Source organism: Butyrivibrio sp. XB500-5, assembly GCF_003625505.1.
GTDB lineage: Bacteria > Bacillota > Clostridia > Lachnospirales > Lachnospiraceae > Butyrivibrio.
On sequence record NZ_RAIS01000001.1, the window covers coordinates 426,391 to 440,964 of the forward strand.

Below are 14,574 nucleotides of genomic sequence, written 5' to 3' on the forward strand. Positions count from 1 at the left end.
AAGGTATCATTAATCACTCATGTGGCTCAACACTCAATCGCCGATTTCCTTACCGTTTATGTAGAGGTTTCCGTTTAAAGTATTGATTGAAACCTTGTTTAAATCGATTGGTCCTTCTGTATTTAATTCTATGTCGCCGTTAATAACATCGACCTTGACTTGATCAAGTTTACCTGAAAGCGTGACATCATCATTTTCAAGTTTAATATCAACATTGGCAAACTCTCCGGAAACATAAAAATCTCCGTCTTGGCAATCAGCGATCAGATTTTGAAATTTGCATCCCTTAATATCAACATCACCGGTACTCTGCTTGAAGGTAACATCCTCAGCGTCAATATTTTCAAGATAAGCATCACAGTTGTTTGAAACGGACTCAATTTTCTTGATGACTGTCCCCTCCGGAATGGTTACCTTGGTCAGATATTCATCCTCTGAGTGCCTTACGCTAACATAATTACTCACGGGAATCTTCTGTATTACACTGAGAACGCCGTTCTCATAAGTCACTTTGGGAAGATCCTCCTTAAGATACAAGGAAGAAACTGTAAGTTCAGGTCCGTAGGCAAAAGAGATATCGCCGTGGTCCATATCGATCTTGACCTCTTTAACTTCCACATTACCAAAGTTTACTTCGTCTTTTATCATTTTCGAAGAATTAATATACTTGATCCCTTCAAAACTCTTATAGTTGTATACAAGTCCAACTATAATGCAAACTGCTGTTACCGCGAACAAAATTAAAGAATACTTTTTCATAACCGTTCAAACCTCTCAATTTATCCCATATTTCTTCTCATCAAAGAGTCTTAAGAAACTCTTTGATGCCACTTACTATCTTGTCCTGTTCATATTTATATACATAATGGCCGCAGTCGAGCTCTACAAGCTTTCCGTTTACAGATGCATCCACAAGCTCCTGGTGTGCGGCCATCCAGTCTGTGCCCGGAAATTCTCTGTTTGATATTTCATTTGTCTGTTTGGAAACAAACTGAAGGGTAGGTGTTGTAGGAAGTGGCATGGTTAAAATCTCATCAATGCTCTCTACTATGTTGCTATTCTCACTGATAAAATTCTTGTTCATTCCCTCCTTTTGTTCGAGGGCATATCTGATCTTATCATCCTCGTTTTCGAATTCAGGTGTACCCATTAAAACTCTCATAATTCCAAGCTTACATAAAATGTTGAATCCCGAATAAACCAATTTTTTCTTTTTCTCCGTAGCCACGTAAGCTTCTCTAAAGCCGGGAACAGAAATGTCCATACCGACAATACCTTCTACTTCTTCGGGATACTTCTGAGCCCAAGAAATACTTTCAAGGCCCCCCAATGAATGAGGACACAGTACGTAAGGTCCCTCTATTCCAAGTTTCTGAAGAGCTTCTCTGTCATTTTCAAGGACAGTGTCAAGATCTCTTTCGCCGGGAACTTCATCGCTATAGCCATATCCGAATTTCTCAATGATAACTACCTTATTCTCGCCTGATAACTCCTTAGCCATAGGAAGGAAGTCCTGGTAAGGGCTGGTAGTTGCCCAGCCTGAAAGAAATACGATGGTATGATCGCCCCGGCCTTCCGAATATACGTGCATATTGTGGCCGTCTACTTCAACCATCTGTCCGGGAATGTTATCTAGGTACTGCTTCTCCTGATTTAGCTTGATTCTGTGGTAAACAAACGCGCCTGATACAAATAAGATAATGCATGCAAGCAAAACCAAAAATATGTTCCTTACCACTCTTAAAAACTTTCTCATAATACTTTTTTGCTCCTCGTTTAATTATTATCACCATCAAAGAGAATTAAGAAATTCTCTGATAATCTCTACTACTTCTTCCTGATTTTCCAAGTAAACATAATGTCCGCAGTTTAGCTTGATAAGCTTGCCCCTTTCCGATGCATCGACAAATACCTGATGTCCGGGTTCCCAATCAGGATAACCGTCGCTTGTATCCTTTGATATTACCTGAACTGTAGGCACTGTCGGAAGCGGCTTACTTACTATCTCATCAAGAGCTTCCACCAGATGATCGGATTCACTTGTCTTGTTTTTATTGGCCTCATTCCTATAACCAATGATGTACTTTATCTTTTCAAGTTCGTTCTCAGGGTTCCTGTAAAAAAGCCTGAGAAGTCCGGAATCTCTCATAAATCTGACCTTAGGGATCTGACTCATGTCGGCTAAGCCTTCTGTTAAATACACTTCTCTCATTGAGGGAACCGCAATATCCAATCCTACGATTCCTTCAACTTCAGAAGGATATTTCTGAGCCCAGAGGGCTACTTCAACTCCGGAGATTGAATGAGGGACGAATATGAAGGGGCCCTCAATGCCTGCTTTCTCAAGTCCTTCTCTGTCCTCCTCAAGGATCTTATCAAAGGTTCTTTCTCCTTCTACGGTATCGCTGAAACCGTATCCGAATCTCTCGAGAATAACGACTCTTGCGTCCTTGCTTAATTCCTCGGCCATAGGAAGGAAATTAGCGTAAGGGCTGGAATCTCCCCACGCGGACAAAAAAACTATGGTGTGATCGCCGCTACCTGTGCTGTAGATATGCATTTTGTGACCGTCTACTTCAACCATCTGTCCCGGGGTGTTTTCCCAGTATTTATCCTCCTGCTTTAGCATGATCCTGTGGTATACAAAAATGCCGGATACGAATAAGATGATGCACGCAAGCAAAACCAAAAATATATTTATGAGTACCTTTAAAAATTTCCTCATAATACTTTTTTACTCCTCGTTCAATTATTATCACCATCAAAGAGAATCAAGAAACTCTTTGATATCTCTTACTATTCTGTCCTGTTCGTACCAATAAACATAGTGGCCGCAGTCAAGCTTTATAAGCTTGCCATTTTCCGATGCATCAACCAAATCCTGATGACCGGATTCCCATATAGGATCACTGTCCTGCATAGCTATATATTGAATTGTTGGCACAGTAGGAAGCGGCATGCTTACAATCTCATCCAAAGCTTCTACCAGATGCTCATACTCACTTATCTTGTTTTTGTTGTTTCCGTGTCGGCAAGCTATGGCAAGCTCCATCTTATCTGCTTCACCTGCCGGTTTTCCGTACTTAGCCATAATATTTCCGTACACGAACCTAACAAGCCCGGTCTCTTGAATTATTTTTTCCAAGAAATCCTCACTCACTTTCTGGGTAGCATATTCATCTCTATAGGCAGGAACGGAAATGTCCATTCCCACAATTCCTTCTACTTCGGAAGGGTACTTCTGAGTCCAGAGAATTGATTCGACTCCGCTGATCGAATGCGGAACAAGAACGTAAGGTCCTTCAATACCTGCTTTTACAAGTCCTTCTCTATCCTCTTCGAGGATCTTATCAAAGGTTCTCTCTTCATCTACGCTATCACTAAGGCCATACCCGAATCTCTCAAGGATAACGACTCTTGCGTCAGAGCTGAGTTCCCTGCAAAGAGGAAGGAAATTGTTATAGGGGCTTACATCCCCCCAAGCAGACAGAAATACAATCGTGTGATCTCCTTCGCCCTCACTGTAAATATGCATCCTGTGCCCGTCAACCTCTACCATCTGTCCCGGAGGATCGATCCAGAAGCTTTCTTCTTTTTTGCACTGAATCTTGTTATATATAATCGCCACACATGTTAGAACAATGGCGAATGACAATACTATCAATAGGATCTTACCTATTACCGTAAAAACTGTTTTAATTCCTTTTTTCATAATTACTCCTCAATATAAAACCAATAACTCTATTACTTACCGCTCTCCGTCGCAGCAATCTCATGAACTATATCCGAAAATTCGCCCGATCTTACCTCCATAAGTCCATGGGCCATATCCTTCATCAAAAACATTTTCTTTCTCGGAGCTTTTATACTGTCAAAATAATCCTGAGCAAGTTCGAAGTTGGCCTGATAGTCCTTATCACCGTTTATGTTGTAATAAGGAACTTTGTACTCAGTTTCATCCAGTATGGAAAGGCCTTTGAATTCATCCGTTGCATCCCAGTCATAATAAGTTTCTGCAACACCTTGGGTTGTGGCAAACTTAAGACACTTTATCTCATCCCAAAGGTTATAATAGGGATTAAAGAAAAGAGCTGCCATCATACTATAATCACTCTTTTCAGAATCCATGCCATATCCGTATTTATTCATCATTTCCGTTCTTACTTTGATATATTCAACACTCATGTTCGGAATTTCTCCCGATGCACACTTTTCAATGAGCTGTTCATCTTCTTCATTTCCCTTTGCCCACTCTTTGGCTGCTTCCCAGAATCTTATCTCATTCTCAATCAGATCAACCGTCATTCCTGTTCCGATATAACAGTCATAGTATTCGGGATGCGCAAGCACAAGCTTTGCTCCGAAAATAGATCCCCACGAATGTCCTATGATCGAGATCTTGTCTTTTCCAAGAGAATTTCTCAAAAACTCAGTCATCTCAAGTCCGTCTTCCATCATAGTGTCAAGATTTATAGGCGTAGTGTCTTTTGTATTTTTTAACCAGCTCTTTCCGGCAGCTCTTTGATCCCAGGTAACAACCGTATATACATCCGACCACTTTCTTGTAAATTCATAGTCTACATAGCTTGTCGCAGAACCGGGCCCGCCGTGAAGATATAAAAGAACGGGGTTGTTCTTATCTTTTCCGTAGATATTGATCCACTGTTTGGTTCCGTTTATGTCAACATAAAGGCTCTTATTTATTCCGCCTTTTGGAGTTCTTGAATTGATCACTTTTCCGACTATTCTTACATCTAAGGCTATGTTGATCAGCCCCAAGATAACGCAAAGAGCTATTATGATAATCTTTTTAAATGTTTTCATTAGAATGTATCCCTCTTTTCAAATACTGTCATTCCAAGGACTGCGTAAACCGCAATGCCCACAATTGCCACAACAAGAACCGCAAAATGGTCAAAAGGATTTGTCACACTTATCTGTTGTGCTCTTGAAACGATGAGATTGCCCGAAAGAATCTGAGCTTCCATCGCGGGTGCAAGTGCCGGGATCATCTGAGCAATCTTTACTTCCGCAAGGTTAAGGAGTGTTCCGTGAAGGTTTCCTGCAGCAATTATCGTAAGGATAATAGGCATTACGTTTCCTCTTGCGACCTCATATATAGCAAGGAATGCTGTTCCGAAGGCCGTTCCGATGAGTGTTTCGAAAAGCAGGAAGCCTGCAAAAGAAGCTATATTTCCGATGACAGCTCCTCTTCCTGCCATTCCGATAAATGTGGCTGCGGTTCCTGCGATCAAAAGGATCACATTGTAAAGAAAGATCACGGGAATCTTTGATACAAAGATAAGTCTCTTTCTGCCCTTGGATGATCCGAGGTTCTTAAGGAAACCGCTCTTTCTCTCTTCATCGCTGTAAACGGTGGCGAAGATTCCGACAAGCATAAGAACAAGTCCTGAACCGAGAAATTCTCCCGCCATTTCAACTACGCTTCCTTCTCCTCCTACCATGGTAATAAGGAAAAAGAGAATGAACTCAATGATCGTTGTTGTATATAAAGCCTTTGTTCTAAAAAGCCTTGAGATATTCATCTTTATCAGGTTTAACATACTTTCTTTCCTCCTCTTACTACATCGAGATAGAACTCTTCGAGCGCGCCCGAATCGCCGTTGTACTTCTCCATAAGCTCATCGGAAGTAACTTCCATCACGAGTTCGCCGTTTGAGATAATGCCGAATACGTTGGCAACCTTCTGAAGCTCGCTCAGGATGTGGCTTGAGATCATGATGGTCATGTTTCTCTCAGCTCTTAATCTGTGAATAAGCTCTCTTACTTCGATGATTCCCTGCGGATCGAGGCCGTTGGTCGGCTCATCGAGAATAAGAATCTCGGGATCACCTATAAGTGCAAGCGCGATTCCGAGTCTTTGCTTCATACCAAGTGAAAACTTACCGGCTTTCTTCTTAGGTACATTTGAAAGTCCGACAAAGTCAAGGATGTCGAGTAGCTCATCTTTGTTGTATACTCCCTGCGCCTTTGCCTTTAGCATCATGTTCTCATAGGCTGTAAGGTGTCCGTAGATTCCCGGGCTCTCAATAAGATTACCGATAACGCCTTCGCCCTTCTTCTCACTGTTTAATATGATCTCGCCACTTGTAGGACCTGCAAAACCGATTATCATCTTCATGAGCGTTGTCTTTCCGGCGCCGTTGGGACCGATAAGTCCGTAAATGTCGCCTTTGTATATATGAACGTTCATGTTCTTAACTGCTTCAAAAGAACCATATCTTTTATTAAGATTCTTTGTTTCCAGATAACAATTCATTTCATTCATCTCCTCTAATATCTTCAGTTATTCTGTTTACGATAACGGTCAGACGCCATGACCGCTTTACAACGTCTGATATACTACGTCGCATTTACTATGTGTGCCGTAGTACTTCTGACGAAGTAAATATTACTCCATCAGATGAAGTATGTCAACCCTATTTCCCAAATTTTTTCAAAAAGAAAAAGACCCTGCAAATCTGCATATTTGCAAGGTCTTCATCATCTATTTCGTTATTTGATTTCTTTTTACCAGACGATAAGTCTGTCCTCGGGTGCGAGGTACATGTTGTCGCCCTCTTTTACATCAAAGGCTTCGTAGAACTCATCAAACTGCTGAACCGATACGTTGGTTCTTAAGTAGTTAAGCGGATGAGGATCCTGTAAAAGCCTGTTAAGCTCTGTGCTGTAGGTTGAGATCTCGGCTCTCACCTGAGCGAAGGTGATAAAGAACTTCTTATAATCGAAGTTATCAACCTTGGAAGCCATTCTGAGTGCGCACTGAAGTCCAGTCATATCGGCTACCATCTCGGTGTCGATATTGCCTCCCACAACGTGGTTGTCGCCGAAAGCAACAAGAGAATTGAGGTAATTGTCCATCTTTTCAATGCGGCTTTGGAATTCTACTTTATCATCCTTGTTCCACCAATCTCTTAACTGTCCGTCTTTGTCGAACTGAGCTCCGTTACTGTCAAAAGCGTGTGAAACCTCATGTCCTACCCAGCAACCGGCGATTGAAGCGTAGAGTTCCTCTTTGCTCATATCACTTGAGAAGAAGGGCTCGCCCATCATTCCGATGATCATGTTAATACTGTTGTCCTGAGGATTGTAGAAGGCGTTACACTGAGTTACAGCGAATCCGTCTGCCCATTTTTCCTTGTCGACTTTGGTGCCGAGGAGCTTGATGTTCTCTTTTACCTTGTTAAGATTGATCTCCTTGATCGCTCCGATAAAAGAGCATCCGTCAAAGTTTATTCCCGACGTATCGTTGAATTTATCGGGATATGCAGAGTGGATTGTTATATTGTCAAGCTTTTCGATAGCATAATTCTTGGTTTCTTCGGATACCCAGTCGTTCTCGGAAAGAAGCTCTCTGTAGGTGTCGATGACCTCCTGGCAGAGCTCCGTCATTTTCTTTTTGTCTTCTTCAGAACCGTACTTCTCGATGTACACGATCTGCATGGAATCGGGAAGCAAGCTAAGTACATTGTTGTAAGCCATTTCTTCATCGCTTACGGCTCCTGAAGTTCCAAAGTACTTACTGCGAATCTCATTTCTCTTATCGTAGGTATCTTTGTCGAGTGCCATGGCGTATGACAAAATATCATCTACGATCAAAAGAGACTTGATGCCCTCGAGGTTTTCATCCGTATATAATTCATCAAGATGAGTTAAATAGTCGGGAGTTGTCACAAGATACTTACCGTCATATTTATATCCCAATGCCGTGAGAATGTCTTTAAGAGGGAAATTCTTGCAATATGATGTGACTTCATCAAAGGTCATTTCGTTATTAACCTTTTCATAAAAGTCCTCGGCGTATTGCTCATTTGTTGTATAGATCTTGGAAGCAAGCTTGGTCTCAAAGTCTATGGCGTTTTCAAAGCACTTGTTTGCCTCATCTTCGCTCATTCCATACTTCTGAGCCATATAAGCAAAAAGATCCTTGTTATAGCCATACACATTTTCGCCGTTTTCTGTTCTTTGAGAATATTCGGCGGAATCTCCGAGAGTAAGTGCCGGGGTATCAACCAAAGCTAAGTATGTCTCGGGATCGTTAAGTCCAAGCATAGCTCCGAAATTAATAAATTCAAAGTAGTCATAGACTGTTTCTTTGTCAGTGAGAAGCTTGGTGATATCATCAATACTCTCAGCTTCTGCAATCTTGTCGTATTCTCCCTTGATCTCACTGATTCCAAGCTTATTTCTGCTGTCCCAGTCAAGAATAAGACTATTCAGATTACGGACAAGTTCTGCATCATGACCTTTGATGCTCGTGTCTTTCAAAAGCTCAATGCACTGCTTCTTAACTTCAAGGCCTCGCTCATGATAATGAGCCCATGAACCATAACCGTCGGGAATATCAGTCTCGACGAACCAGTCCTTATTGGCGTAGAAATGGAAATCATCCGCAGGATCCGTAGGGGTATCGGCTGTATAGTTATCTTTGATAGAGGAATCCATCCAAGGTGTTCCGCCCGCGCCCTTACCGGCTTCGGCTTCGACTGTACCTTCTTCTGCAGATGTTGCTTCAGATGCTGCTGAGCTCTCATTCTGTGCATCAGCCTGAACTGATGCTTCCGTCGTAGCTCCCTGGGGTGCACCGATAGCACCGCAGCCCGCGACAGCCACTGCCAACATACATGTTGCCAGTAGCATAGATACTACTTGTTTTTTCATTTTTCTCTCTCCTTAGCATTTATAAGCCTCTAACTATACCATTGTAGCAGGCTCAGCATGTGTTGTCATTGCAAATTCGAAAAAAAAGTAGTATCTATGATGTTTCCGGATTATCCGAAATCTCTTTTACCAAACAGTAATTCTGTCTTCGGGCGCGAGGTACATGTTGTCGCCTTCTTTTACATCAAAGGCTTCGTAGAACTCCTCAAACTGCTGAACGGGAATGTTGCATCTTGAATAATCAAGCGGATGAGGATCCTGAGTAAGCATGTCAAGCTCCGAGATGTATGTTGAAATGTTTGCATTCATCTGAGCGTATTTAGTAAAGAATTTCTTGTAATCAAAGCCTTCAACCTTTGATGCCATTCTGAGAGCACACTGAAGTCCTGTTATATCCGCAGCCATCTCACCGTCAATGTTTGATCCGACAAAGTGGTTATCACCAAATGCAACAATAGTATCAAGATAACTATCCATCTTATCCAATCTGCTTTGGAACTCTTTTTTATCTTCCTCTGTCCACCAGTCTTTCAGATTGCCTTCAGCATCGAACTGAGAACCGTCTCTGTCAAAGGCATGAGAGATCTCGTGTCCTACCCAGAAAGCTCCGATTGAAGCATAGAGCTCCTCTGTACTCATATCACTTGAAAAGAAGGGTTCACCCATCATTCCGATGATCATGTTGATACTGTTATCAAGAGGATTATAAAAAGCATTGCAATCAGTTACACACATATCCTGAGCCCATTTTTCTTTATCGACTTTTGTGCCCATAAGCTTCTTATTCTCATTAATCTTGTTAAGCGTGATCCTCTCATCGGCCTCAATAAGAGTGCATCCGTCAATGTTAATTCCGTTTGTATCATTGAATTTATCGGGATATGCTGCGTTGATAGTTATCTTATCAAGCTTCTCGATCGCATAATTCTTAACCTCATCAGAAGCCCACTCATTTTCAGAAAGCAGTTCTCTGTAGGTATCGATTACTTCCTTACAAAGCTCAGTCATCTTCTGTCTTTCTTCTTCAGAGCCGTATTTATCGATGTAAACCATCTGCATTGAATCCGGAAGCTCTTCCTTTACAAATTTGTAAGCCATCTCCTCATCGCTTAATGCTCCGGTTGTTCCAAAATACGTATTCTTAAGCTCGTTTACCTTATCATAGGTATCCTTATCTGTTATGTTTGAATATTCCAAAACAAATTTCACTGTCAAAAGAGCCTTGATATCCTCTACATTTTCCTGTGTGTAAACTTCATCAAGAAGCGCCAGATAATCAGGATTGGTATTAAGATATGCTCCGCCATATACATAGCCCGTGCTTGTCAAAATATCTTTTAACGGGAAATTCTTCATCTTGGAAACAGCATCGTTTAATGACATTTCATTATTGATCTTTTCTACAAAATCTGCGGAATACTGATCGTTTGAGGTATATATCTTGGTCGCAAGCTTGGTCTCAAGGTTTATTGCTTTATCAAAGCACTTGCCCGCCGCATCTTCAGTCATTCCGAACTTCTGTGCCATATAGGTAAAAAGATCCTTATTATAGCCATAGTACATATCTCCAAGCTCGGTCCTGTTTGCGTATTCAGCGGAATCTTTGAGGATCACCCCGGGATTTTCAATCCATACTATATATTTCTTTGAATCATTAAGCCCCGGAAACGCCGAGTAATTTACAAAATCATAGTACTCATTGACATTATCCTTGTCTGTAATAAGCCCTGTGATATCATCGATACTCTGAGCCTCTGCGATCTTGTTGTATTTATCTGTAAGCTCAGAAACGCCAAGCTTATTTCTGCTATCCCAGTCAAGAACAAGCTTATTGAATGTCTGAACCAGCTCTGCATCATGCCCCGTTAAGCTCGCATCCTTTAAAAGCTCCATGCACTGCTTCTTTACTTCGAGGCTGCGCTCAGCGTAGTGGCTCCATGATGAATAGCCGTCGGGAATGTTATTTTCAAGGATCCAATCCTTGTTTACATAAAGGCAGAAATCATCCTTAGGATCTGTCTTGGTATCCGCTGTCACATTTTCTTTTATATCGGAATCTATCCAAGGTGTTCCTCCTGTGCCCTTTCCGGCATCATCTGTTCCTTCTTGTGCAGTTGAAGCTTCTTGTGCAGCTGTATCTGAGCTCTGCTCACTTGCTTGAGCCGATGAATCTGCATCGGACGGTCCGAATTCACCGTTAGCACTGCATCCGGTTATAGCTATTGCCATAATACAAGTTGATAATAATAAAGAAATTGTTTTCTTTTTCACTTTTACTCTCCTTCTAGCATTTAGTTAAAATAATTGGTATCTGAAACGTAGCATGCAAGCCATCTCGTTTCACCGACATATCTGTAACCTCTTGCGATATTCTCGGATACATAATCTGTCAGCTTGTTAAAATTTGGTATTGCTATCACGTTTTTTTCACCGTAATAGTCAAAGTCTTTTTCCTGAGTATAATAATTTCTTTCAAGATATATGCTCTCGTCTTTGCTTTCGTAGCAGGCGTATTTCCTGGTGTCATCCGCTGCCTTACACATGACCGCGGTATCTCTGTCATCGGCGATAAATACTGTATCAACATCAAGTGTATCGAAATACTCGGTCATCTCTACGATATAGTCTTTCTCCGGCATATTATCGCTGGTTTCCTTGAAATTACCCGCAAGAATATAAGCAAATGCGATCAAAAGAACCGACATCACCGGCACGAATTTCTTATCACCAAACCTTGAAACGCACCTGTCAAGCATGATCCCGACTCCCGCAAGAAGTAGCGGCAGCCCGATAAAAAGATATCTGTACGGAATGAAATCATTGCTTCCTCTCATATCGCTGACAATAAGAACTGCCATATTAAAAAGTATTACCGTAAAAAAGAGTATGTAATAGTCGTAGTTCTTCTTATTCTTGAACCATTTGACCGTAACAACCATCGTCGCGATAAACAATGCTATGACAAACAATATCTTAAGGCCGTAAAAGAGTCCGAGCTTGGAAAATGCAGGCTCATTACCGTTTATAAGTACTCCAAAGGATTGGAATACGCCTACAAATACTTCTCTTAAATTTTCAAAAAAATCTTCGGGCTTTACAAGCGTCGTGACAGGCGAATTTCCTGTATATATCTTTTTATGAATATACAATCCGACAAATGATACTACTGCACTAAGCGGTGTTACCGGCCACAGCCCCTTTTTTAACCCGAATCCTTTTTTTACAAAAGATAAATGTCTTACAAAAAGAATCGGAACAACTCCGCAGACAAATGTGTAAGCACCTGTGGAAACGCTTGTCACAAACAATAAAAATAAGTATGTGCCCAAAAAAGCATATCTTTTCCATTTGGAAAAAGAACTCTTAAATTTGTCATCAAATGCCATAAGGCAAAGCACCAGCATGATCGGAATAAGAGCCTTGATGCTGTAATTGGCGTGTGCAAAAAACAGCATTTTGAAATAATCAAGCCAGTCATAGTTATATGGCGTTATGATAACGGCAAGTGTCAAAAACCTGATTCCTATCCGTACACGGAGCACCCTTAGGATGCTCCATATAACGGTTATATATATAAACACGATCAAAAGGTCGGAGAGACCAACTGCCAAAAAGGCATTGTTCGTGATCGCGTACAAAGGAATTGCAAACAGTAGCGTTGAATCAAATTCCATACTGGTTGTAGCGACCCAATTCGGAAGTATAAGCGTGCCTTTATGCACGATCTCTTTTAAGTGATAAACGACTGTTGCAAAGTCCGGATCGAGCGATAGTCTAAGGTCTGATAGGTTAAAGTAAAATATACCTGCCATATTGACTATAAACAGTAGCATCGCTCCAAATTCCCATAAGCGCATGTTCTTTAAGTTATTTAATGAATTGTCTTTAATTCTTTTCCCCAAGTTCTTCATAGTAATTTCCTTTATTTCTGCTCTTTTTTGCTACGTTTATTTTACTATGTTTATTTTACTATGTGTGGCGTAGTACATCTGACGAGGTAAATAATAGTCTATAAAAATTAGATTGTCAACACTTATTTTTTTGATATTTTTTGAATATGTTTTATATCAGGTGTTATCTCACACAACAAACATGCCAATATTATCAGGAATTATCTGGGTTTACCTTGAATTTAGCTTACAGAACAAAGAGATAACCTTACAATTTTGTAAGATATTGCAATAAAAAAGGGCCCTGCGTAAAACAAGGCCCTAGGATTCTGATATATTCAGTTATCATAATATTTCTTTTCAAGTCGTTTCTCGAAGTCATCCATCGGCATGGGATTGTCATATAAAAAGCCCTGAACGACGTGGCATCCTACCTCTTTAAGGAAATCAGTCTGCTCCGTTCTCTCGACACCTTCGGTTACAACATCGATTCCAAGCTCTCTCGCCATGGCTACGATATTCTTAAGTACGATCTCATCGTTCTTATTAAGGTTGTCATTACTGATAAAAGATCTGTCAATCTTAATGACCTTAACTGGGAAATCTCTAAGCGTTGACAGTGAAGAGAAGCCCGTTCCGAAGTCGTCGATCGCTGTGCTTATGTCCATGTCTTTGAGCTTTTTAAGGAAGGTCGTCATTAGGCCTCTCTCATCTTCGCTCGCAGTCTCGGTAACCTCTATCTGGATAAACTTTCTGTCAATGCCGTAATCGTCGATTATTTGCGCGATTTCTTTTGCCAAGTGCTTGTAACCAAGGTCACGTCTTGAGAAGTTAACGGAAACCGGAACGATCGGAATACCCTTGTCCTGCCAGCTTCTGATGTACTCGCAGGCCTTCTTAAGAACATAGAGATCAAGCGTCGCAACAAGTCCCTCTTGCTCAAGAATAGGTACAAATTCAGTGGGGTAAAGAACTATTCCGTTGCAAAACCACCTCGCGAGAGCCTCTGCTCCAACAATTTCACCTGTTACGGTATCGACCTTGGGTTGCAGATAGATCCTGAATTCGTCGTTCTGGAGCGCTTCCTCATATCGCTCTTCGATTTGTTTCTGCCTGTATATCTTGGTGCTCATCGCCTTATTTACAAATACGTAAGGCTTATTGGCAACATTCTTTGCATAGCTGCAAGCCATTCCGGCTCTGGAAATGAGCTGTCCCGGCTCTTTTAACGAATCATCGACAGAATACACGCCTGCGACTGCAGATATTGTTATAGGTTCTTCTTTATCGTTCTTATTTCCGTACACTTCAATTCCGGACAAAAGCTCCAGGAAATCATTGGTTCTGTCTTTTTTAATGAGCGCAGTAAAGTTATCTCCGCCGAGGTGAGCCACGATCTCGTCCTGCTCACAGAACTCGCGAAGTTTCTTGGCGTAGCGCTTCATGATCTCGTCGCCTTCGGTAATACCGAAACGGCGGCTTACAAGGCCAAAGCTCTTAAGATTAAAGTAAAAGGAATTGTAGTCTTGAATGCGTTCTTCCTCAAAGAGTCTTCCGGCAAACGCAAGGAAGCCTCCTGCATTCGGAAGCCTGGTCAGATACTGAATAAACGTGCTCTCCTTAACGATACCGTTTAGAAGATAACGCTCTAAATGAAAAGATAATATGTCAATGATAACAGAAAAGCTCTTATACTCCTCTTCTGTCCATCTCTTGTCCCCCAATAGATAGATATTGTATGTAACTATCCTCTTGCCTGCCATTTCATTCTTGAAATAATAAGCAGGTGCTTCCCCTTCCGGAACAGGACCGAACAGTGAAATAACCGTGTCCGGCTCGCCTTCTTCATCCGCCCCTTTAGCGAACGAAACAACCGCCACTATAGAACGCAACGCATACTCCTTAGAAATGTCTGCGAGCGCACTGGGGGTAATTTCAGAAGTAACTTCCTCCTCAGATAGAATCTGAACAAAGTTCTCGAAGCTCTTTTCGAAATTCATCT

The 14,574-nt window shown here is 41.4% G+C and carries 11 protein-coding genes; all 11 read right to left on the reverse strand.

What is annotated here, in order from left to right:
• Positions 1 to 33 precede the first annotated feature (33 nt).
• Complete coding sequence (locus tag D6856_RS01900; protein WP_120685499.1) at positions 34 to 759, reverse strand: DUF4097 family beta strand repeat-containing protein; 726 nt, start codon at positions 757 to 759, stop codon at positions 34 to 36.
• Between the two features lie 40 nt (positions 760 to 799).
• Positions 800 to 1,756 (reverse strand): alpha/beta fold hydrolase, encoded by a 957-nt coding sequence (locus D6856_RS01905; RefSeq protein ID WP_120685500.1) that lies wholly within the window; start codon positions 1,754 to 1,756, stop codon positions 800 to 802.
• A gap of 36 nt (positions 1,757 to 1,792) precedes the next feature.
• Positions 1,793 to 2,725: an alpha/beta fold hydrolase gene (locus D6856_RS01910; protein WP_120685501.1), complete on the reverse strand. Its 933-nt coding sequence runs from the start codon at positions 2,723 to 2,725 to the stop codon at positions 1,793 to 1,795.
• Between the two features lie 36 nt (positions 2,726 to 2,761).
• Complete coding sequence (locus D6856_RS01915; RefSeq protein ID WP_120685502.1) at positions 2,762 to 3,712, reverse strand: alpha/beta fold hydrolase; 951 nt, start codon at positions 3,710 to 3,712, stop codon at positions 2,762 to 2,764.
• A gap of 32 nt (positions 3,713 to 3,744) precedes the next feature.
• Positions 3,745 to 4,824: an alpha/beta hydrolase gene (locus D6856_RS01920; protein WP_120685503.1), complete on the reverse strand. Its 1,080-nt coding sequence runs from the start codon at positions 4,822 to 4,824 to the stop codon at positions 3,745 to 3,747.
• Positions 4,824 to 5,564 (reverse strand): ABC transporter permease, encoded by a 741-nt coding sequence (locus tag D6856_RS01925; RefSeq protein WP_120685504.1) that lies wholly within the window; start codon positions 5,562 to 5,564, stop codon positions 4,824 to 4,826. Before D6856_RS01925 ends, D6856_RS01920 begins: the two co-directional genes overlap by 1 nt.
• Positions 5,558 to 6,280, reverse strand: coding sequence for an ABC transporter ATP-binding protein (locus tag D6856_RS01930; RefSeq protein ID WP_120685505.1), 723 nt, complete (start codon positions 6,278 to 6,280; stop codon positions 5,558 to 5,560). Before D6856_RS01930 ends, D6856_RS01925 begins: the two co-directional genes overlap by 7 nt.
• 251 nt (positions 6,281 to 6,531) lie before the next feature.
• Positions 6,532 to 8,682 (reverse strand): M13-type metalloendopeptidase, encoded by a 2,151-nt coding sequence (locus D6856_RS01935; protein WP_120685506.1) that lies wholly within the window; start codon positions 8,680 to 8,682, stop codon positions 6,532 to 6,534.
• Between the two features lie 126 nt (positions 8,683 to 8,808).
• Entirely contained in the window at positions 8,809 to 10,953 is a 2,145-nt protein-coding gene (locus D6856_RS01940) for a M13 family metallopeptidase (RefSeq protein WP_120685507.1), read from the reverse strand.
• Between the two features lie 20 nt (positions 10,954 to 10,973).
• The gene (locus D6856_RS01945; protein WP_120685508.1) at positions 10,974 to 12,593 is read right to left on the reverse strand and encodes a hypothetical protein; all 1,620 of its coding nucleotides are present in this window, start codon (positions 12,591 to 12,593) and stop codon (positions 10,974 to 10,976) included.
• 317 nt (positions 12,594 to 12,910) lie between these two features.
• A complete protein-coding gene (locus D6856_RS01950) occupies positions 12,911 to 14,572 on the reverse strand; it encodes a putative bifunctional diguanylate cyclase/phosphodiesterase (protein WP_158588795.1) in 1,662 nt (553 codons plus the stop codon).
• Positions 14,573 to 14,574 lie beyond the last annotated feature (2 nt).

Coding starts and splice junctions, on each gene's coding strand:
- D6856_RS01900 (WP_120685499.1), bottom strand. CDS start 759: ATGAAAAAGTATTCTTTAATTTTGTTCGCGGTAACAGCAGTTTGCATT.
- D6856_RS01905 (WP_120685500.1), bottom strand. CDS start 1,756: ATGAGAAAGTTTTTAAGAGTGGTAAGGAACATATTTTTGGTTTTGCTT.
- D6856_RS01910 (WP_120685501.1), bottom strand. CDS start 2,725: ATGAGGAAATTTTTAAAGGTACTCATAAATATATTTTTGGTTTTGCTT.
- D6856_RS01915 (WP_120685502.1), bottom strand. CDS start 3,712: ATGAAAAAAGGAATTAAAACAGTTTTTACGGTAATAGGTAAGATCCTA.
- D6856_RS01920 (WP_120685503.1), bottom strand. CDS start 4,824: ATGAAAACATTTAAAAAGATTATCATAATAGCTCTTTGCGTTATCTTG.
- D6856_RS01925 (WP_120685504.1), bottom strand. CDS start 5,564: ATGTTAAACCTGATAAAGATGAATATCTCAAGGCTTTTTAGAACAAAG.
- D6856_RS01930 (WP_120685505.1), bottom strand. CDS start 6,280: ATGAATTGTTATCTGGAAACAAAGAATCTTAATAAAAGATATGGTTCT.
- D6856_RS01935 (WP_120685506.1), bottom strand. CDS start 8,682: ATGAAAAAACAAGTAGTATCTATGCTACTGGCAACATGTATGTTGGCA.
- D6856_RS01945 (WP_120685508.1), bottom strand. CDS start 12,593: ATGAAGAACTTGGGGAAAAGAATTAAAGACAATTCATTAAATAACTTA.
- D6856_RS01950 (WP_158588795.1), bottom strand. CDS start 14,572: ATGAATTTCGAAAAGAGCTTCGAGAACTTTGTTCAGATTCTATCTGAG.